General features: G+C 38.2%; 25 protein-coding genes. 4 read left to right on the top strand and 21 right to left on the bottom strand.

Annotated elements, in window-relative coordinates:
• Positions 1-10 precede the first annotated feature (10 nt).
• The 7 genes from ES948_RS02115 to mnmG all read right to left on the bottom strand — a co-directional run bounded on the left by ES948_RS02115 (position 11) and on the right by mnmG (position 6,782).
• Positions 11-607, bottom strand: coding sequence for a hypothetical protein (locus ES948_RS02115; protein WP_152183285.1), 597 nt, complete (start codon positions 605-607; stop codon positions 11-13).
• Between the two features lie 48 nt (positions 608-655).
• Complete coding sequence (locus tag ES948_RS02110; protein WP_152183284.1) at positions 656-1,135, bottom strand: RDD family protein; 480 nt, start codon at positions 1,133-1,135, stop codon at positions 656-658.
• Positions 1,136-1,226: 91 nt separating this feature from the next.
• Positions 1,227-2,195, bottom strand: a complete 969-nt coding sequence (locus ES948_RS02105; protein ID WP_152183283.1) for a c-type cytochrome — start codon at positions 2,193-2,195, stop codon at positions 1,227-1,229.
• A 10-nt stretch (positions 2,196-2,205) separates the two neighbouring features.
• Entirely contained in the window at positions 2,206-3,420 is a 1,215-nt protein-coding gene (locus ES948_RS02100; RefSeq protein ID WP_152183282.1) for a cytochrome b, read from the bottom strand.
• 15 nt (positions 3,421-3,435) lie between these two features.
• On the bottom strand, positions 3,436-3,972 hold the full coding sequence (gene petA, locus ES948_RS02095) for a ubiquinol-cytochrome c reductase iron-sulfur subunit (protein WP_152183281.1): 537 nt from the start codon (positions 3,970-3,972) through the stop codon (positions 3,436-3,438).
• Between the two features lie 69 nt (positions 3,973-4,041).
• Positions 4,042-4,908 carry a hypothetical protein gene (locus tag ES948_RS02090; RefSeq protein ID WP_152183280.1) on the bottom strand — a complete coding sequence of 289 codons (867 nt, stop codon included), beginning with the start codon at positions 4,906-4,908 and terminating at the stop codon, positions 4,042-4,044.
• The gene (gene mnmG, locus ES948_RS02085; RefSeq protein ID WP_152183279.1) at positions 4,908-6,782 is read right to left on the bottom strand and encodes a tRNA uridine-5-carboxymethylaminomethyl(34) synthesis enzyme MnmG; all 1,875 of its coding nucleotides are present in this window, start codon (positions 6,780-6,782) and stop codon (positions 4,908-4,910) included. The genes ES948_RS02090 and mnmG overlap by 1 nt, the downstream gene beginning before the upstream one ends.
• A gap of 206 nt (positions 6,783-6,988) precedes the next feature.
• Here mnmG and ES948_RS02080 point away from each other — a divergent pair, with 206 nt between their 5' ends.
• The 4 genes from ES948_RS02080 to recQ all read left to right on the top strand — a co-directional run bounded on the left by ES948_RS02080 (position 6,989) and on the right by recQ (position 10,393).
• The gene (locus ES948_RS02080; protein WP_152183278.1) at positions 6,989-7,195 is read left to right on the top strand and encodes a hypothetical protein; all 207 of its coding nucleotides are present in this window, start codon (positions 6,989-6,991) and stop codon (positions 7,193-7,195) included.
• Positions 7,192-7,878: a tetratricopeptide repeat protein gene (locus tag ES948_RS02075; RefSeq protein WP_152183277.1), complete on the top strand. Its 687-nt coding sequence runs from the start codon at positions 7,192-7,194 to the stop codon at positions 7,876-7,878. Before ES948_RS02080 ends, ES948_RS02075 begins: the two co-directional genes overlap by 4 nt.
• Positions 7,879-7,911: 33 nt before the next feature.
• A complete protein-coding gene (gene ribE / locus ES948_RS02070; RefSeq protein WP_152183276.1) occupies positions 7,912-8,532 on the top strand; it encodes a riboflavin synthase in 621 nt (206 codons plus the stop codon).
• 82 nt (positions 8,533-8,614) lie between these two features.
• Positions 8,615-10,393 carry a DNA helicase RecQ gene (gene recQ / locus ES948_RS02065; RefSeq protein ID WP_152183275.1) on the top strand — a complete coding sequence of 593 codons (1,779 nt, stop codon included), beginning with the start codon at positions 8,615-8,617 and terminating at the stop codon, positions 10,391-10,393.
• Here recQ and ES948_RS02060 read toward each other — a convergent pair.
• The 14 genes from ES948_RS02060 to ES948_RS10970 all read right to left on the bottom strand — a co-directional run.
• Positions 10,383-11,144, bottom strand: coding sequence for a tRNA (5-methylaminomethyl-2-thiouridine)(34)-methyltransferase MnmD (locus ES948_RS02060; protein ID WP_152183274.1), 762 nt, complete (start codon positions 11,142-11,144; stop codon positions 10,383-10,385). The two genes, recQ and ES948_RS02060, sit on opposite strands and share 11 nt — an antisense overlap.
• Before the next feature lie 15 nt (positions 11,145-11,159).
• A complete protein-coding gene (locus ES948_RS02055) occupies positions 11,160-13,415 on the bottom strand; it encodes a glutamine--tRNA ligase/YqeY domain fusion protein (RefSeq protein WP_152183273.1) in 2,256 nt (751 codons plus the stop codon).
• 60 nt (positions 13,416-13,475) lie between these two features.
• On the bottom strand, positions 13,476-13,967 hold the full coding sequence (locus ES948_RS02050) for a hypothetical protein (RefSeq protein ID WP_188109423.1): 492 nt from the start codon (positions 13,965-13,967) through the stop codon (positions 13,476-13,478).
• Positions 13,968-13,969: 2 nt separating this feature from the next.
• On the bottom strand, positions 13,970-14,272 hold the full coding sequence (locus ES948_RS02045) for a hypothetical protein (RefSeq protein WP_152183272.1): 303 nt from the start codon (positions 14,270-14,272) through the stop codon (positions 13,970-13,972).
• Positions 14,263-14,787: an S-ribosylhomocysteine lyase gene (gene luxS, locus ES948_RS02040; protein ID WP_152183271.1), complete on the bottom strand. Its 525-nt coding sequence runs from the start codon at positions 14,785-14,787 to the stop codon at positions 14,263-14,265. The genes ES948_RS02045 and luxS overlap by 10 nt, the downstream gene beginning before the upstream one ends.
• Positions 14,788-14,990: 203 nt before the next feature.
• The gene (locus ES948_RS02035) at positions 14,991-15,947 is read right to left on the bottom strand and encodes a thiamine pyrophosphate-dependent enzyme (RefSeq protein WP_152183270.1); all 957 of its coding nucleotides are present in this window, start codon (positions 15,945-15,947) and stop codon (positions 14,991-14,993) included.
• Positions 15,948-15,956: 9 nt separating this feature from the next.
• Positions 15,957-17,180, bottom strand: a complete 1,224-nt coding sequence (locus ES948_RS02030) for a 2-oxoacid:ferredoxin oxidoreductase subunit alpha (protein WP_152183269.1) — start codon at positions 17,178-17,180, stop codon at positions 15,957-15,959.
• Positions 17,181-17,576, bottom strand: coding sequence for a 4Fe-4S dicluster-binding protein (locus ES948_RS02025; RefSeq protein WP_152183268.1), 396 nt, complete (start codon positions 17,574-17,576; stop codon positions 17,181-17,183).
• Between the two features lie 10 nt (positions 17,577-17,586).
• A complete protein-coding gene (locus ES948_RS02020; RefSeq protein ID WP_152183267.1) occupies positions 17,587-18,144 on the bottom strand; it encodes a pyruvate flavodoxin oxidoreductase subunit gamma in 558 nt (185 codons plus the stop codon).
• A 121-nt stretch (positions 18,145-18,265) separates the two neighbouring features.
• Positions 18,266-18,916, bottom strand: a complete 651-nt coding sequence (locus ES948_RS02015; RefSeq protein WP_152183266.1) for an HAD family hydrolase — start codon at positions 18,914-18,916, stop codon at positions 18,266-18,268.
• A complete protein-coding gene (locus ES948_RS02010) occupies positions 18,913-20,415 on the bottom strand; it encodes a peptide-binding protein (protein WP_152183265.1) in 1,503 nt (500 codons plus the stop codon). Before ES948_RS02010 ends, ES948_RS02015 begins: the two co-directional genes overlap by 4 nt.
• Positions 20,416-20,567: 152 nt before the next feature.
• Positions 20,568-20,960, bottom strand: a complete 393-nt coding sequence (rpsI, locus tag ES948_RS02005; RefSeq protein ID WP_152183264.1) for a 30S ribosomal protein S9 — start codon at positions 20,958-20,960, stop codon at positions 20,568-20,570.
• An 11-nt stretch (positions 20,961-20,971) separates the two neighbouring features.
• Positions 20,972-21,394: a 50S ribosomal protein L13 gene (gene rplM, locus ES948_RS02000; RefSeq protein WP_152183263.1), complete on the bottom strand. Its 423-nt coding sequence runs from the start codon at positions 21,392-21,394 to the stop codon at positions 20,972-20,974.
• A partial coding sequence (locus ES948_RS10970; protein WP_223176036.1) for a hypothetical protein occupies positions 21,395-21,609 on the bottom strand: 215 nt, incomplete at its 5' end.

Below are 21,609 nucleotides of genomic sequence, written 5' to 3'. Positions count from 1 at the left end.
GAATTTAGCTTTACTCACCTTCAAGCGGATCATAATAAAAGGTTGTCTCACCCTCTTTGGGCTTATCTACAGACTTCTCATCAATAGACTCTTGTTCAGTTTTTTTCTGCGGAGTCTCTTTTTTCTCTATAGATTCTGTTGTATCTGCAGACTTCTCTACTTTAGCTTCTGTTTTTTCAGACTTTTCTTCATTTTCATCTACATACAACGGAGTACTTTGTACAGAACTGTCGATACTATCTTTTTTTACCTCTGCAATTTCCATTTGCCCATCTTGTGCTTTTTGTACACGGAGATAATAATTTTTAGATCCCTCTAAATGCATATTTATAGCAGCACTCTCACGCCCATGAACTATCTCTATATGTGTGTCACCCGGCTTGATTCCAAATCGTGTTTTATATCCCGGTATCAACGAGATTTCCGTATCTTCATTATTGATATAGACGCGATACTTTGCATCACTTTTCATATCTTCATCAAGATAGATATAGACCACACCACCACGATAAAAGATACTCTCTTCCTCAAAACCGATTTCCATATTCGAACAAGCAACAAAGCTCATCGAAAAGAGTGCCATAAACAACAGATATAATTTTTTCATATAAAACTCCCTTTTTTATAGAGCCATTATACAGAAATATCAGAAATATTAAATGCTATGTTTGTTATCTACGTAGATTTCTACAGTAGAGCAGATAATGTCATGGAGTGCTTTTTTATCTTTTCTGTAAAAAGGTGTCAGTAAACCAAAAAGAATTGTTGCTGAAAATAAAAAAGCAATGAAACGCAACAATGCTCTAAAAAAGCCAATATTTTCATACGTAGTATCATCAACAACTTTTATCTCATACGCTTTTTTCCCTGGAGTCTGACCAAACTTAGCAAGTAAAAATGCGTAAATGACCCCATATAATGTTACTCCTAAAAGTGGTGCCATCTGTGAAGATTGAAAGGCATCTTTGCCACCCATAACAACATAGGTAATCAGATACAAAATAGGTGCATATATCATAAACATATCAGTAATAAGTGCTTTTATTCTATCTGGATAGGATGCATATCTGACACTTATTTTTTCTTTTAATTTTTGGGAGTTTTTTTGTCGTTTTTTAATATCTCTAAATCTCATAGAGTGATTATATCGAAGCTATACTTTAAGAAGGGTAATAAAGGAGGGTGTCCCCATACCAAAGGTATGGAGACAAAAAGAGGAAGAAAGCTTAGTGAAGCTCTTTCCATACCTCTTTTTTCCAAAGGATTGCAAAGATTGCAAAGATGATGATATAGATCATTACATTTTTACCAATCTCTTCACGCATATGACGTTTAGAGTCACCAACATCTTCTAAATGTTCGATGATTTTCTCAGCACTTTCAGCACTTACACCAACACGTGGCATTGCAGTACCTTTTAGGTAGTTCTGAGGATTTTCAACAAATGTTTTGATGTAGTGCTCACCACGTGAACGGATGTACATACTTAAATCTGGTGGTAGTGTACCCATATATTTTGTAAGTGCATCTTGGTAATCAAGAACTTTTGTCTCAAATGCCAACGCATCTTGTTTTTTCTTAAATGTTGGCTTCTCACCAATTTGAGTCCAAGCTGGATGTGCTTCACCATCTTTTACATACGGATAGTGAATTGCATGACATCTACCACAAGCAGTCTCAAATGCCATTTTAGGAGTCAACTCTTCAGCTTTTGGAGCAATTGATTGTAAATATGCAACCATATCAGCAACTTCTTGGTCTAAATCTCCACCAGCACCATAGAATGATGTCATAGGATGCATTTGACCTTTGTTCGCATCAAACTTATGCTCAACCATTAAAGCATGTGCAGGATTTTTAATAAGTGCTGCTAAAAACTTAGGATCAAAAACAGCACCTGCATTTGATAAATCTGGTGGATTAACACCATAAGACTGCGCTGCAGTTACAGGGTCCATTGGAGCTGGCATGCCTTCAACTTCGATACCGTGACAACCAGCACAAGCACCAGCACCCATTACTAAGTCTTTACCACGAGCAGCATCACCTTTTTTCGTGAGTGCCGGAAGATCTTTATATGCAAAACCTTCACTCTCTACATGCTTATGCATTTGAGAGTGTGCAAAAGGCTCAACTAAATAGTACGTTAAAAGAGTAAAAACAGTTACAACCGCTAATATAAATAATTCTTTCACTTTTTACTCCTTAAACTTTTTTTTCGAATTTAGTGATAAATGGAAGTGCTATCCATAGACCAATAAATGTAAGTGCTGCATAAAGACCGATAGTACTGAAGAGGCCTTCAGGTGGAACTTTACCCATAGCAGTCAGAATAATCATATCGATCAACATTGCCCAGAACCAGAATTTAAACAGACCACGGCGTGATGCAGGTACTGCATTTGGTGACTTGTCTAAGAACGGAAGTGCAAAGAAAATAACCTGTGCAAATGCAAATGCGATCAGACCAACATCAGTAGAGAACGGACGTAGGATCTCATAAGACCATAAGAAGTACCACTCAGGGTAGATGTGTGCTGGAGTCTTAAGACCATTTGCAGGGTCAAAGTTAACCGGATCCATTGCAAAATCATAATGATAGAAAACAAGATAGAAGAAGAAAATCAAGTAGATTCCAACAACCATCATATCTTTTGACATAAAGTCATTTACGAATGCAATAACTTTTGAATTTGCTTTATCACCAGCTTTATATTTTGCAGCTTCTGCTTCAAAATCAATCTCTTCACCATCTTGGTTATTTACGTGTGGAATACGAAGTGCACCAAAGTGTAAACCGATAAGCCCTAAAATCGCCAACGGAATAAGAAGTACATGCAGCATAAAGAAACGGTTTAAGAATGCTTGAGCAGGAACATAATCCCCACGGATCCATTCAACTAAACCATCAGCATGTAAGCTACCACCAGCAAAAAGGTTAGTAATAACCATACCAGCCCAATAAGACATTTGCCCCCATGGAAGCATATACCCAGAGAAAGCCTCAGCTGAAAATGCAACGAAAAGAAGCATACCTGAGAGCCAGATCATCTCACGGCCCTTTTTATATGAACCATAGTAGATACCCGTAAACATGTGAATGTAAATAATCAAGAATACTACCGATGCAGCTACACCGTGAATATGTCTCCATAACCATCCATACCCAACTTCTTGCATGATTGTATAGTTTACACTGTCAAATGCTGTTGCAACATTTGGCTGATAATACATTAATAAAAAGATTCCCGAAATCAATAAGAGACCAAATGTGATTGCAAGAACCATACCCATCGCCCATAAGAAGTTGATATTCTTAGGAATCCAATACTCTGTTGCCATAACACGGCGAACAGTATCAATACCTAAACGTTGGTTTAACCAATCGTGCAGGCTTGTAGCTTTTGTAAAATGTGCCATTTATCTTCCTTTCGCCTATGCTCTTAGTGTTGTGCCATTTTCTAGCATCTTTTTATATTCAGGTCCTTCTTCACCTAAAACCAGCTTGTTCCCGTCAATTTTAAATGGAGGAATATCAAGACCACGTGGTGGTGGAGCTTTTGTCACATCACCTGTAAAATCATACATACCACCATGGCATGCACATAAGAAACTTTTCTCTTCCGGATTATATCCTGGAATACAACCAAGGTGTGTACAAAGACCAAGACAAACCATAAAGTAGTCATTTCCTACTTTAATAAGTCTCTCTATATCTTTAGGATTACTTTTTGCTTTTTTAACCATCTCTGCAGTTTGCTTTAAAACGAAGATAGGCTTCCCTCTCCATTTTTCTGTTACTAATTCATTCTCTTTATATGCTGACATATCAAGAGTAGTGAATCCAGCTGCTTTTACACTCGGTAAAGGATCCCAAGATCTCTTCATCGCGTATAAGGAAGCTACTGCACCAACGCCTGCAACGGCACCAAATGCTTTACCCATAAAACCTCTACGGCTACTGTTTTTCATGTTCACTCACTTATTTGTGAAATTTTTTAGTCTTAAAGCCTTATTATATACCAAATAAGTTTTAATTATTTATAAATTTAAGCTATCTTTTATAAATTGAGCAATTTTGTTACTATTTTGTTCTATTTTCTCATATTTTCTATCATTTATCGTTTCTAAAATCACAGATAAGTGATTCTTATCATAATTCTTAAGAATCGGAACATTCAAAGTATCAAAAAAAGGCACGAAATCTCTTGGATAATCTTCTCTTTGGAAATAAACCGGTCTGCCGCCTGATGCGAGGGAATCCAAAACTGCCTGCGGTGATGTAGTGAGCAGAATTTTACTTCTTTGTATCATTGTCTCATACTCTTCAAACTCAAAACTATTTTTAAATTTTTCTTTAAGCATATCTTCATAATCCAGAAAATAGTAAAATCCTAATTGCAAGTGAGGATTCAGATCTTCGATGAAGTCAAAATGCTTCTCTAAATCTTTCTCATAATCATCATCACCGAAAAAATAAGTCAGCTCCACATCTTTTTCAAAATCTCCGAAAAATGCATCACTTACTGCTACTGCATTACAAATTCCCTCACCTTCTAAGTAAGGCGAGATCAAAAACTCTTCTTGGGCTTTTATATCATAGATATCATCGCTGATACGAATAAATTTTGAGAAATACGTTCGCATGTCATCGAGCATAATTGGGTTTGCTTCACTAGAGTCAAAGATTAGTTTATCACCATTATGTGATATCTGTGGGATATTACGAACTACATCAATGCCAACACTCTTCTCTATGCCAAAATCTCTTGCAACCTGTGCAATTCTATAATCAGATGTAAGTAAGGTAATATCTTCATTTTGTAAAGTGCTCAGTATTGCAGCAGCTCTACGGAACCTGTCTAAACCGATACGGTGTCCCGTATGGACATAATAAAATGTACGCATTATTTTTTTGCCGCCATTCTAATATATATGTGTAAAATCTCGATGGCCGCAGGTGTAATTCCCGAGATATTCATAGCCGCTTGGAGTGTCGGTGGATTAAAGGCTGCAAGCTTTTCTTGAACCTCTTTTGAAAGACCACTCACCCCTGTAAAGTCAAAACCTTCCGGGATTTTTACTTTAAGGTACTTTTTCATACGCTCTATCTCTAGGGTCTGTTTATCAATATAACGAGCATATTTCCCTTCTACCAAGATCTCCTCTTTGATATACTCATCAAATTTCTCCAACTCCGGCACAAGTTTAAGCATCTTCTCTACCGTAAAACTTTTACGAGCTACAAGTTGTTGTACGGTTGAGACATCTTTAATAGGTGCTTCATCCATTGACTCTAAAAGGGCATTGAACTCTTTGTTTGGTGTGAACTTTGTCTCTTCTAAAAGCTGTGCACCATAACGGATTTGTGTATCTTTTTCCTTGACTTTTTCATAAAACTCATCATTTATAAGACCAAGTTCATTTCCATAATGAGCCAGACGAGTATCCGCACTCTCCTCACGCAGAAGCAGTCTGTACTCTGCACGTGAGGTAAACATACGATACGGCTCGTTTGTCCCTTTTGTAACAAGGTCATCAATTAAAACACCGATATAAGCCTCATCACGACGAAGAATCAGAGGCTCTTTACCTTGCAATGCAAGCGAAGCATTAATCCCTGCCATAAGCCCTTGCGCAGCTGCCTCTTCATATCCTGTTGTACCATTTATCTGTCCAGCAAGATAAAGCCCTTTTACTTTTTTCGTCTCTAACGAGTGCTTCAACTCACGTGGGTCCACAAAGTCATACTCTATGGCATATCCATAACGGACAATCTTTGCATTTTCAAGCCCCTTGACTGAGCGAATCATATCACGCTGCACTTCCGGTGGCAGAGAAGTTGAAAGACCATTGATGTAACACTCGGTATTGTCCATTGTTTGTGGTTCAATGAAGAGATGATGTCTCTCTTTGTCTGGAAATTTATCGATTTTATCTTCAATGGATGGACAGTAGCGTGGCGATTTTCCGGCAATTTGACCTGTAAAAAGCGGAGCACGGTAAAAATTTGACTCGATGATGTTGTGTGTCTCTTCATTTGTATAAGCGATATAACATGGCAGTTGTTTTTTGGTTCTGCGAAACTCCTCTCTATCTGTTCTAAATGAAAATGGATTTGGCAATTCATCTCCACCTTGCTCTTCCATTACAGAAAAATTGATCGTAGAGCTGTCAATACGAGCACATGTTCCCGTCTTTAGACGTGCCATGTCAAGCCCTGCATCATTTTTAAGCGATGCCGAGAGCCCTACACTTCTTTGTTCACCAAAACGTCCTCCCTCTTGTTGCACCTCACCGATATGAATGATACCGTTTAAAAATGTTCCACTTGTGATGATGACTTTTGGTGCGAAGTACTCATTTAAAAGCGCTGTCTTTACCCCTTTTACTTCACCATCTTCAATGATTAAAGACTCAACCGTATCTTGAGCAAGATCTAGATTTGGCGTTGTGAGTATTTTATTTCGGGCTATGACACGGTACTTGTCCATATCTATCTGCGCACGGCTTCCACGAACTGCAGGCCCTTTTGTCTGATTGAGTATGCGAAACTGTATTCCGGCTTCATCGGTAATGAGTCCCATTTCGCCACCAAGAGCATCTATCTCACGTACCAAGTGTCCTTTTGCAAGACCACCCACCGCAGGATTACACGAAGTCGCTCCCACGTTTTCAGCAAGCATAGAGACTAAAAGCGTTTTATTTCCCATGCGCGCTGCTGCTAAAGAGGCCTCAACACCTGCATGACCACCACCTACTACTATTACATCATAATTCATCTGTACCCTCACAATCAAATACAATTCAGAACTGATATTGAAGCAAGGCTTTTGCATTTTTAATATTTTTCAAACGTTAAGAAAATCAAATTTGCCTGTATGAAATATTAGTTCTGAATTGTATGTAAACCGAAATTTTAAATGGAATTTTATCATTTTTCAGTATCATTTGCATAATATAAACTCAATTAATTAAGGTTTTTAAGGTGAGCAAAGAGTTGTTTAAAGATTATGTACCAGAAATACTTGTTTATGATGAAGCAGTTGATGGAAGCGGTGAGTATAAAATTCGCGATGAACACTTAAGTACCAAAGAAAATCTGCTTGAAAAAATACGCAAGGCAAAAGCTGCGGCAAAAGGCAATAAAACAGTTTTTAGACAAAATATTCGCACAGAAAATGAGGAAAAATGATTCAAGAAGCAAATGCTGCATATAATGCAAAAGATTATGAAAAAGCCTATAAACTTTACAGTGAACTAGCCGAGCAAGGCAACGTTGATGCTATGACATCTTTGGGCTATATGCATCAAATGGGACAAGGATGTGAGGTTGATGAGGCCAAAACACTTGAGCTCTATACAAAAGCAGCAGAAGCAAAACAGCCCTATGCACTTTTTAATCTTGCCATCCTTTATGAGAATGGCATCGGCGGGGTAGAACATGATATGTTCAAAGCACATGAATTGCATATGGAAGCAGCAGTACGTGAAGTACCACCGGCAATGTATGAAGTCGCACTTATGCTTGAGCGTGGACTTGGCTGTATCCAAAACTACTCTGAGGCTGCTTTTTGGTATGAAGAGGCTGCAAAACGTGGTCACGCAGCAGCATTTAACAACCTTGGAACACTCTACAAAGAGGGTCACGGTGTGGTTCAAGATGATGCACGCTGTTTTATCTGCTTCTCACGTGCTGCTGAAGCAGGACTTCCAGAGGGGCTTTACAACCTTGGACTACTTTATGACCAGGGCATAGGATGCGAGCAGGATAATGACAAAGCACTTGATTACTGTCGTAAAGCTGCTTATGCAGGGCATGAAAAAGCAAAAAAAATCATTCGTGATCTGCAAGAAGATGGAAAGATAGTATTCTAAAGCCAGCCTCTTTCGAGGCAGAAAGGAAAAACCTTGTTCACAGGACTTATAAGAGAAGTAGCAACTGTTAAAAGCTTTGTCGGTTCAAAACTGACAATCAAATCAAAACATAAAGCTGCTTTGGGTGACTCTATCGCCATCAATGGTGCCTGTCTGACCGTCATTGAAGTAAATCATGACGGCTTTGCAGTGGAACTTAGCCCAGAGAGTCAAAAGCTCTTAGCCATAGAGAACTATAAAAATGAAGTTCATATCGAGCCTGCTATGGCTATGGGTGATAGATTTGAAGGGCACATCGTCCAAGGGCATGTTGATACTATCGGAGAAATTGAAGCCATTAAAAACAATGGCAATTCCTATGATATTTTTATCAAGGTAGATAAAAAGTTCATCCCTTACATCGTACCAAAAGGCTCCATTACCATCGATGGTGTGAGCCTTACAGTAAATGATATAGCCGATGATAGTTTTCGCCTAACAATCATTCCCCATACAATGAAAGAGACACTCTTTAAGAACTATAAAAAAGGCTCGCATGTCAATGTAGAAACCGATATGTTTGCACGTTATATTGCTCATATACTCAAACATCAACAGACTACAAAAAACTCTCTCACATGGGATGAAGTTGATGCTATTCAGAGTAGTTTTTAAAAATCATTGACACTTTGTCATATTTTTCAAATACACACCATAAATACTATAAAATAATACTGCACCAACTAGAGGATAAAAAATCAAAAATCAAGTTTTAAAAGACATCTTTGGTCATAACAGTTTCAGAGAACTTCAAGAAGAGGGAGTGAATGCTATCCTAGATGGCAGAGACCTATTAATGATACTCCCAACTGGTGGTGGAAAATCCCTTGTTTATCAGCTTCCTACAATGATGATGGATGGCATTACCATTGTGATCTCCCCACTTATTGCTTTGATGCAAGATCAGGTTGCAGCACTCAAAGCACAAAATATCGAAGCGGCTATGATAAGCTCGGCACAAAGTTTTGAAGAGATTGATGATACACTCACGCAGGCATTTAACGGCTCACTAAAGTTTCTTTACCTCTCTCCTGAGCGTCTCAGCAGCGGCAATACTATTGAGATGCTACGCCAACTTCCTATTAACTTCTTTGTTATTGATGAAGCACACTGTATCAGTCAATGGGGACATGAGTTTCGGAACGATTATCGTCTGCTTGGTAATTTAAAATCAAACTTTCCAGAGACTTCCATAGCAGCCTTTACTGCAACCTCAACACAGAATGTCACTGATGATATTCTGCGTGAGCTACGATTACAAAATCCTCTGCTTTTAAAAGGAAGTGTCTTTCGTAAAAACATCTTTATCTCTGCTGAGAGACGTATAGGTAATGGTCAAGCTCAGCTGAAAAACTTTCTACTTCGTCATAAAGATGAGAGCGGCATTATCTATGTAAGCTCACGCAAAAAAGCTGAAGAGCTCAGCAGTTTTTTAAATCATGCAGGTTATAAGTCACTTGCATATCATGCAGGTTTGCCACAACATATACGAGAGCAAAACTTTAAAATCTTTGTCAATGATAAAGTGGACATTATGGTTGCAACAATTGCTTTTGGGATGGGAATAGACAAGAGTGATATCCGTTTTGTAGTGCATATGAGTCTGCCAAAGTCTTTGGAGAATTATTACCAAGAGATTGGACGTGGTGGACGTGATGGAGAGGACAGTGAAGCACTGCTGCTCTTTAATGCAGGGGACATGGTACAACATAAACACTTTTTGCATGATATTGATGATGCAGCTTACAAAGAGCACCTTGGTCTAAAGATCGATACCATCTACAAGTATGCTACAAGTGAGATCTGTTTTCATAAACAGTTAGCCGAATATTTTCATGAGACACTAGAGCCTTGTGAAAGTCGCTGTGACAACTGCTTGGAGTCTGATGACAAACGCCAAGATATTACCAAAGAGGCGCAAATGTTGCTCTCCGCCATCTATAAGACAGAACAAAACTTTGGAAAAAACTACATCATCGATATCCTGCGGGGTTCAAGTGAACAGAAAATTTTAGCCAATGCTGCAGACAGACTCTCTGTTTATGACATTGGAGGACACCTAAGCAAGAAAGAGTGGTTTGTCATTGTGGAGCGGCTTTTGGAACTCAAAATTTTAACGGTTGGAGATTTTTCAACGCTCAAGCTCACGCAAGATGCCATTAGCATATTAAAGTCTCAAAAGCTTGTAGATATCAAATCTTCACGTCTACAAGTAGATAAAAAGGCAAAAGCAGTACGCCAAGTTGAAGCGTTTGATTTTGACAGAGAACTATTTGAAAAGCTGCGAGAAAAGCGAACAGAACTTGCAAGTGAAATGGGTGTACCAGCGTATATCATCTTTAGCGATAAAACACTCAAACATCTAGCCAATGATATGCCGACAAACAAAGAAGAGATGCTAGAAGTCAATGGTGTCGGGATGAAAAAATATGAGCAGTTTGGTGAAGAGTTTTTAGATGTGATAGCTACACACTAGCATCACTTAGAGGTTCTACACCAGGGTTACAGCTGATTTTATGTTGCATATCAACGAGTTCATAATCTCCAAGTTCTTTGAGTGAAGCAAGTGTAGCATTACGAAAGTGCTCACCTTTGTTCAAATATACTAAAAATCCATTTTCATAAAGAGCGAGTCGAGTTTTGAGTGCAGTCGAATAGGTCGTTACTACCCCATCACTTTTCATGGCATTTTTAATATCTGCAAAATACTCTTTTGTCCAAAGCATAGGATTCGCACTTGGAGAAAAAGCATCCTGATAGACAATATCAAACTTCTTTTGAAATTGTTTTATATACTCTCTCGCATCTCCTAAAAAAACTTCTATAGTTAAAGTCTCATCTCTATAGACCCCATCTCTAGATATTGCTTCTATTATTTCACGTAAAGATGCAAACTCTTGCGGATAATTGAAATTTGTAAGTGATTGTACCAAAGAGCTGTCAAGTTCAGGAGAGTAGATAAAGAGTTTTTTCTCTGGAGCATGTTCTTTATAATATAAAACAGTGGCTAAGGTATTAAACCCTAAGCCATAGCAAATATCTAAAATATGGAGTTCATCTTTTCCCTGCGTGAGCTTGTATGCAGGAATGATATGTTTGTAGAGTGACTCGGAAAGTGCCCCATCTTTTGTAGAGTGATAATGCTCATCATACTCTTTTGAGTAGGCAGTATAACTGCCATCTTCACTCAGCGCTATAGAGTGCTGCACATCATCAAAACTATTCATCACAAGTCTCTACTTCTATTGTAACTTTTTTGCAACTAGTTCATTGACTATTTTAGGGTTTGCTTTACCCCCTGTAGCTTTGAGTACCTGACCGACAAAAAAGCCTAAGAGTTTTTTGTTTCCTGCTTTGAATTTTGCAACATTATCCGGATTTTTTGCAATGACTTCATCTATAATAGGTGCGATTTGAGCAGGGTCACTTATCTGCACCAGTCCTTTCTCTTCAACTATTTTAGCTGGATTTTCTCCAGATTTTGCCATCTCCTCAAAGACCTGTTTTGCAATTTTACTTGAAATTGTCTCTTCATCAAGCATCTTTACAAGCTCGGCTATCTGCTTGGGAGTAAATTTCAGCTCAGTTGACTGTTGCTCTTTTATCTCACGTGCAACTTCATTTGCAACCATATTTGCCAGATTTACAGGACTCTTTAGTGAAGATAATGCCTCTTCATAAAACTTTGAAAGATATGCATCACGTGCAAGTGTATTTGCCACTTCACTATTGAGTTTTAAATCTGCTGTGTACTTGTCAAAAAGAGCTTGCTGCTCTGGAGTCATTGGAGCGACTTCACCGTCAATTTGAACTTTTTTCTCTTGTGGTTTTGCTCTATTATCTGTTGTTGTTTTTTTCTTCTTTTTACCCCAAGAGTCTTTCAGTCCTACAATCTTATTAAAAACCGGTTTTTCATCACTGTAATCAACTGGATCAGCATAAAAATAGCCCTCACGCTCAAACTGAAATCTCACATCTGGCTTTTCTGTAATAACAGCAGGCTCGATCAGAGCATTTTTGACAACTTTTAGAGAATTTGGATTTATATCTTCTACACCCTCTGGAAATTCAGTAGCATAGAGTCTGTCATAAAGTCTTACTTCTATGGCTTTAGCATCTGCTGCACTTACCCACTGAATTGCACTTTTTACTTTAATGCCACTTGTATCACGTCCACTCTTAGAGTCAGGATAGTACTCTGCTTTTATCTCTGTGATATTACCATCAGCGTCTTTGACAACTTCCTTACATGCAATGATATAGCCATGTCTAAGTCGTACTGGTTGCTCTGGTGTAAGGCGATAGTAACCTTTTGGAGGATTTTCTTCAAAATCCTCACGTTCAATGTAAATCTCACGTGAGAAAGGCAGTTTTCGACTTCCCTCTTTTGGTACATCATGCGGATAGTATGGAGCATCAATCTCTTCACTTCCTTCATAATTTTCTATTGTAACTTTGAGCGGATTGAGTACACATAAAACACGTGGCACTTTTTTGTTCAGATCATCTCTGATACAAAACTCTAACTGTGAAACATCTACTACTGAATTTGCTTTAGCAATCCCTATCTGATCACAAAAAGTTAAAATTGACTCTGGCGTGTAGCCTTTTCTTCTGTAGCCGGCAATTGTTGGCAGACGAGGATCATCCCAGCCACTCACGTAGCCACCCTCAACGAGCTCTAGAAGCTTTCTTTTACTCATAACCGTATAGTTTATGTTCAGACGTGCAAACTCATGCTGATAAGGTCGTGGTGGTTTAAGCTCTAGTGTATCTAATACCCAGTCATAGATATCACGGTTATTTTCAAACTCTAAAGTACAGATAGAGTGAGTTACACCTTCGATATAGTCAGAAAGACAGTGTGCAAAATCATACATAGGATAAATTGACCACTCATCCCCTGTTCTAAAGTGATGTGCATGTCTGATGCGGTAAAGAAGAGGGTCTCTCATCTTCATATTTGGTGCTGCCATATCAATTTTGGCTCTTAAAACATGCTCACCCTCGGCAAATTCGCCTTTTTTCATTCGCGCAAACAGGTCTAGGTTCTCTTCTACACTACGATCGGCATACTTACTGCGTTTTCCAGGCTCTGTTACGCTTCCGCGATACTCACGGATCTCATCTTCTGTAAGTGAGTCAACATAAGCTTTACCCATTTTAATAAGCTCAATCGCATAATCATAGAGCTTAGGAAAATAATCAGATGTAAAACGAATACTCCCGTCCCATTCATATCCAAGCCACTTCACAGCATCTTCAAGTGCCTCTACATATTTTGTATCTTCTTTTGTTGGATTTGTATCATCCATGCGTAAGTGACAGCGACCATTATAATCACGTGCAATACCAAAGTTAATAAAGATAGACTTCGCATGTCCAATATGAGGAAAACCATTTGGCTCAGGAGGAAATCTTGTAACTATCTCTTTATATTTACCCGATTTTAGATCCTCTTCAACTATTGTACGTAAAAAATTTTTGCTCTCATTCATACTTGTTTAAACCTTTTTTGCCTTAAAACTTTTTTGTATTGTATTTTATCTAATTAGAGCTTATAAACCATTGCCCCACATATGCATCTTTTTTGCCATAACCAGGTCATATTCATCTAATACATCTATATAGTTAGGTGCACGAAATTCAAAATCTTCTAAGAGCTGTTTTGTCGCTTCTATATCCATTTTTCCTTTTGCTTCCATAATGACAATATCTGCTGTATTTGCAAGAGTTGTATAGGCAATTTTTAAAAGGAGTTTTGGATTGCTATGCTGCGTGAGGATATCTTTAAAAATGACAATATCATTGTCACGTGGAAGCGTTCGAAAAGGAACATTGAATTTTTGCACAAACTGTACTTTTGCATCAGCTAAAGAGTTATCAAGTTCAAACTCATCTTCAGCGTAGATGGCAAGTCGAAACTCACCATCTACCTCTTTTATCATATTTAAAAGAGCCTTTGTTGTAGCATCCGGTTTTGTTGTTACTTGGATGTAATGATTCCCCGGAAGCGGATTGAAAAGCTCTAAGAATTGCTCTAACTGCATCGCTAATAAGCTAGATCGTGTAACTCACGGAAAAGAAAAGCTTCAACAATCTCATCAATTGTCTTTTGTGCATGTGCAACAAGCACCATCATGGACATATTGATAAAATCCATAACAGGCTCCCCGTCACTGCACACTACAACAGCCTCTGGCCATGCTTCAAAGGCATCAAACGCATCTGCATGCAGTACTTCAACAAGTTCACCCTCTTCTATGCGTAACTCGGCCCATGTTTTTGCTTCTAGTACCGGTGTAATCTTTGCTTCTTGTACATCCGTACTGTCCATTGGAACAACTACGAGCATGATGTGCTTATCTCTTTTAGTTTTTTCTTTGAGAGTTTCAGTTTCTCATTATCCATTACACCAATCTTATGAGAAAGTACATCAGAAGCAATTTTCTTTGCATTTTTCAATGAATGCATTTTGTAGGTACCACACTGATAGATATTTAACTCAGGAATATCTTTTTTGCTTTTTACTTTAAGCACATCTTTCATCGCTTTTTTCCAAGCTTTAGCCACTCTTTTTTCATCGGGTGTACCGATAACTGACATATAAAAACCTGTACGACAACCCATTGGAGAGAGGTCAATTATCTCTACATTTTTAGAGTTGAGATAATCACGCATAAAACCTGCGAAAAGGTGCTCTAAGGTGTGGATGCCACGTCCATCCATTTTGTCTTTGTTCGGTTTGTAAAAACGCAGATCATAAACAGTGATTTTATCTCCGCGTGGTGTTTTCATTGTTTTTGCTTTACGCACTGCAGGTGCCGGCATGATTGTATGGTCAACTGTAAAAGAGTCTAATAATGGCATTGTGTAAGTCCTTCAATTTAATTAGAAGTATTTTAGCAAAAAAGTTTAATGATTAATTGAAATAAGAAAATTTACTATTGAAATATAAGGGATAAAGAAGTTTTAGATTTATAGTAGATTGTGCTTTCCTCAGTTTAAGGCTAGGCTTATAGCCTGCCGTAACTGAGAAAAGTGCAAGATGCTGTGAAGCTAAAAGTTCGCGACTATACGCGAGCTTCTTCGCGACGGTTTAAGTACGCCCAGTTCGCATCTACACGCTCTTGCCACTCTTTAATGAGATACTTGTACTCATCTTTAAAGAGGTGCTTGAAACGCCCTTGTGCTGCAAGATACTCTTCAACAGGCACAACATTTTTAGGTCTGTAAGTGATATTTAACTCATGACCATCAATGATTTCATAGAGTGGGAACACTAATGAATCTGTTGCTAAGTCTGTAAGCATCATAGTATCTTTAGGATCGAATTTCCACTCAGTTGTACAAGGAGATACTGCATTGATAAATACAGGACCATCTACTGCCATACCGTGTTGGATTTTCTTTACCATATCTTTCCATTTGTTTGGTGCAACTTGTGCAGAATATGGGATACCATGGCTTGCCATAATAGCTACCATATCTTTCTTGTTTTTCTTCTCACCGTAACTTACACGACCAGCTGGTGCTGTTGTGGAAGATGAACCGATAGGTGTTGAAGATGAACGCTGACCACCAGTATTTGCATATACTTCATTGTCAAGAACAACGTGCATGATATTATGACCACGTTCCATACAACCAGAGATCCACTGGAAACCAATATCGTAAGAAGCACCATCACCTGCAAATGATACAAACTTAGGGTTACGGTCAGGCTGCTTTAGACGACCTTTACGCTTGAGTGCATTGTACATTGCCTCAGCACCTGCAACCGCAGTAGAACCATTCTCAAAGCCGATGTGGATCCAAGAAGCATCCCATGAAGTATATGGATAAACTGCCGTACAAACTTCAAGACATCCAGTAGATGCTGAAAGTACTAAATCATCATTAGTAGCATTTAAAACTTCACGAACAATGATAGAGTGAGCACAACCAGGACAAAGAAGGTTTGCACCCTCAAAACGGTCAGCCGATGTTGAAAACTCTTTTAAGTTTTTAATTTTTTTCATTTCGCTCATAATATCTTCCTATAAAAATGCTAATTTCGGTCCACGAACACCGATAAATTGCTGTAATGGAGTAGTGATTTTTCCTGCATCTACATTTGCCTGTAGTTCAGTGTAAAGATCTGTTAAATGTTTCTTCGTTAAATCACGACCACCAAGACCATATACATAACCACTTAGCATAGCTTTTGTATCTGTGTTAAACAGACATCCAGCCAACTCATTAAAGAGCATTCCCGGAGCACCGTTTGGTGAAGATCTGTCAAGTGCAGCGATAGCTTTTACATCTTTGAGTGCTTCTTGAATTTGGAAGAATGGGAATGGACGAATAACACGGAGTCCCAAAACACCTGCTTTGATTCCTTTTTCTCTCATCTCTTTTGCAACTTCACGAGCAGTCTCAACTGAAGTACCCATACAAACTACAGCAACATCTGCATCATCTAGGTCATACTTCTCTACAAGGTTGTAACGACGACCTGTAAGTTTCTCAAAATCATCAAAAGCAGCTTCGATTTTTGGAAAAACTTTTGTCATAAGGTCATTGTGTTGACGAGCTTTATGCTCAAAGTGCCAATCCTCTTCTGTTTGTACACCATGCGTTACCGGATGCTCAAAATCAAGCATATCATTCATAGGTTTGAAATCACCAACAAAGCTATATGCTGTATCATCATCCATAGTATGTACACCCTGTGCAGTATGTGAAGTCATGAAACCATCTTGGTGAACCATTGCTGGCAATCTTACATCATGGTCTTCTGCAACACGGAATGCGATGAAGTTTAAGTCATACGCATCTTGTGGACAGTATGCATCAAACTGAATCCAACCAGAGTCACGTCCAAGATACATATCAGAGTGGTCACCATTAACGTTTAATGGTGCAGCAAGTGCACGGTTTACAACGTTAAGAACAATCGGTAAACGCATACCAGATGCCTGATACAGTGTTTCAACCATAAGTGCGAAACCTTGTGAAGATGTTGCAGTTGCAACACGTCCACCAGCAGCAGCAGCACCGATACATCCTGACATTGCAGCATGCTCAGACTCAACCATTACGAATTCACCTTCAACATAACCATCTGCTAAAAATTTTGCATAACCTTCAACAATAGGAGTTGATGGAGTAATTGGGTATGCAGCAACAACATCGATTTGACACTGTCTCATCGCTTGAGCTGCAGCGAAGTTTCCATCCCATACTTCGATATCTCTTAATTCCATTTTATCAAATGCCATCTATTTCTCCTTATCTTCTTTAGCAGGCCAATTTGCTATTTCTGTCTCTTCGTCTGCTTTTTCAGGGAACATTAAAAGTGATTTAGGATTTGTTGGACAAACCTCAACACAAATACCACACCCTTTACAGTGATCCATATCTACACCAATCATCTTTTTATCTCTTGAAATGATAGAAATATCTGGACAATATACCCAACAAAATTGACAATCAATACAATAGTCTTTATTAAAAACCGGCTTTTCAATTCTCCAGTCAGCTACACTTGCAGTAAAAGAGCTGTTTGGTGAGTAATTACGGTCTTCTTGAAGTGTTCCGGCGATATCTTCTATCGCTCCATCAAAAGTACGAAGCATTGCTCCAATTTCAAATTCATCCCAACCTGTGTTTGCCATCATCAGCTCCTTATTTCACTTCATCATATGCACGCTGAATAGCGATCATATTTGCATCAATGATTTTTTGTGGTAATTTCGCAAGAATTCTCTGCATACTCTCTTTAAAGAACTCTATATCATACATTCCAGATACTTTCATAAATGCACCAAGCATCGGTGTATTTGGAATAGGACGACCAATAGTATCTTGCGCAATCTGGATACAGTCCACAGTATATACTTCTTTGCCTTCAAGTTTCGGTTGAGAAGCAATAAGTTCATCTGTAGTCATATGCGTTGTGATAATATACTTTGTAGTATCTTTGTGGTTAATAGTCACATCTGATGTATATACTAACGCAGGGTCAATTACAAAGACATAGTCAGGCTCCATATACTTTTCATGATTCATTATCATTTTATCATCAACACGGTTGTATGCTGTCATAGCAGCTCCACGCTTTGCTGAACCATAGAATGCAAACGCTTGAACGTGCTTTCCAGTTGTAGAAATAACGTCTGCTAAACCTTTAGCACCTGTTACAGCCCCTTGACCAGCACGACTATGCCATCTAATTTCTAGCATAAATTCTCCTTCTATTTTGTCAAGAAATATTTAAGTATTCTCTATCAATTCAATTTATCTGTATTTTAGGCAACCGGCACTTAAATATAGCTTGATGATATAGTGTAGATTATAATGTCAGTTAATTGTGTGATAAATTTCCACTTTTTAACCACATCACAGCTTCATATGCATCACTAAAAATAACATTTGTGAATTTTTTCAGTGTCTCTTCCGTACCATATCCACTCAGCACTCCAATGCTGTTTATACCAGCCGCATCTGCTGCTATAATGTCTAGTTCAGTATCTCCAATTATCCAGACATGAGACTTTTCTTCTATGTCAACAGCTTCCAATGCCTTAAGTATAGGTTCTGCGTGAGGTTTTGGATGTTCTACATGTTCACGCCCGATAAGCACTTTAAAGCTATCCATCAGACCAAAATACTCCATTAGAATACGTGAATATTTTCCGGTTTTTGTCGTAACGATACCTAGTTCTGCAAAAGAGCCTGCAAGTTCTACTGCCTCTTTTGCGTGAGGTAAAAGCACTGTTTTTTGTGTTGATATGTCTCTGTAATGTTCTTTATAAACTGTTACAAAATCCCACACTTTATCTTCCTCTACTCCAAGGTGCCCAAACATAATATCTAGTGGATGTCCTATCAAGGCTTTAATAGCATCATCACTTGGATGCGGGTACCCATAAAAATCAAATGCATTATGAAAACTCTCTAAAATAGCCTCCGTTGAGTCTATAAGTGTTCCGTCTAAATCAAATAGTATAATCAATTTTTCTCCCATGAAATATAGTTATGCCAGATACCGCCAAGGGCCGGTTCAATATTTTTGATATCTTTATTTACTGCGGTAATGGAGTTTGGAATATAGAGAAAAAGGTAAGGATTATCCTGAGTGATAATAGTAAACATCTCACGCCAAATTTTTGCCAACTTCTCTTTATCAATTAGGGACTGGGACTCCTCTATGAGTCTATCTATCTTTTTGTTATGATACCCTACCAGATTAAAGCCTCCTTTTTTATCACTATCACTATGCCAAAAAAGATATGGGTCCGGTGTTGGAGAGAGTCCCCAACCTAAAAGTACAGTATCAAACTTATGCGGGAAAACCATCATATTTAAAAAGGCCTGCCACTCCATCACACGAAGTTTTACAACTACACCTGCTTTTTGCAGTTGGTACTGCAATATCTCTGCTGCATAGGGACGAATCGAACTTGAGTTTGATGTTGCTATCTCGAATGTAAAAGGGTGCTCTTCATCATATCCAGCCTCACGTAGCAGCTCACGTGCGCGCTTTATATTTTGTTTTGGCGCTTTTATATCCGGATTGAACGCACTGCTTCCCGGAAGAAAGGGACCGGTACATACTTTTGCATGTTTGAAAAACAAAATATCAACCAACTCTTCTCTGTTAATCGCCAAAGAGAGTGCCTCACGCACACGAGGGTCAGCAAACTTTTCTTTACGTAGGTTAAATCCTAAGTATGTGTAGGAGAGTGAAATCTGCTCATAGATATTAAACTTTTCAAAAAAATCACGTTTGAGTTGCCTCTCCATGACAAGCGGCTCTATACTTCCCATGTCAAGTTCCCCGTTTTTTAGCATTAAAAGGCGTGTCATCGGGTCTGCTATAACATGAAAAGCAATTTTATCAATCTTGGGACGTCCTTCAAAATAGTCATCAAATGCTGAGAGTTCAATGTTTTGAGAAAATTCCAACTGCGTGAGCCTGTAAGGTCCTGTACCGATTGGATGGGTATTAAACGAAGAGTTCATCAGATTTTGTTCATCTTTTAAGATATGCTCTGGAAGGATGCCCATCATCCAAGTCTCTAGCGCTTTAAAATAAGGCTGTTTATAATCAACTTCAACAGTATAATCATCCAAAACTTTTACATCTTTTACAAAACGAAATCCTGAAGAGTATGGGGAAGCTATTTTATCTGAGATGAGTGTTTGGTAGGTAAAAAGAACATCTTTTGCAGAAAAAGGCTTGCCATCATGCCACTTCACTCCCTCACGCAACTCAAAGACAAGTGTTGTATCATCTTTAAAGTAAAACTTTTTTGCCAAATCTCCAATTATCTCTCTGTTGTCTTTATCATACTTTACAAGTCCATTAAATAAAAAGCCAGTAATTTCCGAAGAGGAGGAGTCCGTTGCCAAGATAGGGTTGAGCCTTGATGGATTGGCAGAAGTTGCAAGCTGCAGTGTCGATGCAAAAATATGTGTAAAAAATAGGGATAAAAATAGTAATAATCTCATAATGCTTGAAATTATAGTATAAAAAGTTGTAAGTTGCGTGAGTTTATAAAAAAGAGAGGTTTTACCAAGAGAAAATCTCTTGATAAAAAAGTTGTGAAACGATTAACGTTTTCTAAAGAAACCTTAGTAGAACATAAAATTCCACAAGAATACTAACGTTTTGAGAACTGACGAGAACGACGTGCTTTACGTTTACCTGGTTTCTTACGCTCAACAACACGTGAATCACGAGTCATCATACCTTCAGGTTTTAAGATAGTTTTTAACTCTGGGTTAAAAGCTACAAGCGCACGAGAAATACCATGACGAAGTGCATCAGCTTGACCACCGAAACCACCACCTAAAGTAGTAGCAACGATATCAACGCTCTCATTTTGTTTTGTTAAAACAAGTGGTTGTTTTACACGAAGTTTTTTCGCTTCAAGTCCACCTAACCATGCGTCTAATGAAAGACCATTAATCGTGATTTTACCAGTTCCTGGAGTTAACCATACTTTTGCTACAGACGCTTTACGACGACCAGTTGCGTAGATTTTTTCTGCCATGTAATTACTCCTTACTTAGCTAGTTGCGCTGTGTGAGGATGCTCACTACCAGCGTAAACTTTTAATTTTTTAAGCATTTTAGCACCAAGCTTAGTTTTAGGAAGCATACCACGAGTTGCTAATTTGTATAGTTTCTCAGGATTTTTCTCTAAAAGCTCAGTCATCTTAACACTCTTAGTAGAACCGAAATAACCAGAGTGAGAGAAGTACTCTTTGTTAGCGATTTTTCCAAGACCGTTGAATTTTGCTTTAGAAGCGTTAATGATAACTACATAGTCACCACAGTCAATATTTGGAGTAAAACATGCTTTGTTCTTACCACGAAGTATAGTAGCTACTTCAGTGATCATACGACCAAAAGTTTTACCTTCAGCATCAATCAAAACCCATTTTTGATCGATTTGTTCAGGAGTTGCAATTTTAGTAAATTTCATTCATGAACCTTTCGTAGGAATTTTTATAACAAAAATCATTTGTGAAGGAGATTTGTTTAAGTGGCGAAAGTATATCTGTATAAACTTATAAGAAGCTGAATTTAAGTCATTTATAAGGTTTTTGAGCGCAATCTCATCAATCTCATATGGGAATCTTTTGTAGAAAAAAATTATATCACCTAAGTTCAAATCATAAATGCAATTTTCTTGAAGAA

This window comes from Sulfurimonas indica, assembly GCF_009192995.1.
GTDB lineage: Bacteria > Campylobacterota > Campylobacteria > Campylobacterales > Sulfurimonadaceae > Sulfurimonas > Sulfurimonas indica.
The sequence above is the reverse complement of the archived record's forward strand: the minus strand, read 5'-3'. Positions and strand labels throughout refer to the sequence as shown.

What these genes read in the sequence shown, in the direction of transcription:
- mnmG (WP_152183279.1), bottom strand. Translation starts at nt 6,782, where the DNA reads ATGAATTATGATGTAATAGTAGTAGGTGGTGGTCATGCAGGTGTTGAG.
- ES948_RS02045 (WP_152183272.1), bottom strand. Translation starts at nt 14,272, where the DNA reads ATGCTCGTAGTTGTTCCAATGGACAGTACGGATGTACAAGAAGCAAAG.
- ES948_RS02055 (WP_152183273.1), bottom strand. Translation starts at nt 13,415, where the DNA reads ATGAATGAGAGCAAAAATTTTTTACGTACAATAGTTGAAGAGGATCTA.
- ES948_RS02100 (WP_152183282.1), bottom strand. Translation starts at nt 3,420, where the DNA reads ATGGCACATTTTACAAAAGCTACAAGCCTGCACGATTGGTTAAACCAA.
- rpsI (WP_152183264.1), bottom strand. Translation starts at nt 20,960, where the DNA reads ATGGCAGAAAAAATCTACGCAACTGGTCGTCGTAAAGCGTCTGTAGCA.
- ES948_RS02050 (WP_188109423.1), bottom strand. Translation starts at nt 13,967, where the DNA reads ATGCAGTTAGAGCAATTCTTAGAGCTTTTCAATCCGCTTCCGGGGAAT.
- ES948_RS02075 (WP_152183277.1), top strand. Translation starts at nt 7,192, where the DNA reads ATGATTCAAGAAGCAAATGCTGCATATAATGCAAAAGATTATGAAAAA.
- ES948_RS02025 (WP_152183268.1), bottom strand. Translation starts at nt 17,576, where the DNA reads ATGGCAAACACAGGTTGGGATGAATTTGAAATTGGAGCAATGCTTCGT.
- ES948_RS02030 (WP_152183269.1), bottom strand. Translation starts at nt 17,180, where the DNA reads ATGGCATTTGATAAAATGGAATTAAGAGATATCGAAGTATGGGATGGA.
- ES948_RS02115 (WP_152183285.1), bottom strand. Translation starts at nt 607, where the DNA reads ATGAAAAAATTATATCTGTTGTTTATGGCACTCTTTTCGATGAGCTTT.
- ES948_RS02010 (WP_152183265.1), bottom strand. Translation starts at nt 20,415, where the DNA reads ATGAGATTATTACTATTTTTATCCCTATTTTTTACACATATTTTTGCA.
- ES948_RS02090 (WP_152183280.1), bottom strand. Translation starts at nt 4,908, where the DNA reads ATGCGTACATTTTATTATGTCCATACGGGACACCGTATCGGTTTAGAC.
- rplM (WP_152183263.1), bottom strand. Translation starts at nt 21,394, where the DNA reads ATGAAATTTACTAAAATTGCAACTCCTGAACAAATCGATCAAAAATGG.
- luxS (WP_152183271.1), bottom strand. Translation starts at nt 14,787, where the DNA reads ATGCCATTATTAGACTCTTTTACAGTTGACCATACAATCATGCCGGCA.
- ES948_RS02060 (WP_152183274.1), bottom strand. Translation starts at nt 11,144, where the DNA reads ATGAATAGTTTTGATGATGTGCAGCACTCTATAGCGCTGAGTGAAGAT.
- petA (WP_152183281.1), bottom strand. Translation starts at nt 3,972, where the DNA reads ATGAAAAACAGTAGCCGTAGAGGTTTTATGGGTAAAGCATTTGGTGCC.
- ES948_RS02020 (WP_152183267.1), bottom strand. Translation starts at nt 18,144, where the DNA reads ATGCTAGAAATTAGATGGCATAGTCGTGCTGGTCAAGGGGCTGTAACA.
- ES948_RS02110 (WP_152183284.1), bottom strand. Translation starts at nt 1,135, where the DNA reads ATGAGATTTAGAGATATTAAAAAACGACAAAAAAACTCCCAAAAATTA.
- ES948_RS02035 (WP_152183270.1), bottom strand. Translation starts at nt 15,947, where the DNA reads ATGAGCGAAATGAAAAAAATTAAAAACTTAAAAGAGTTTTCAACATCG.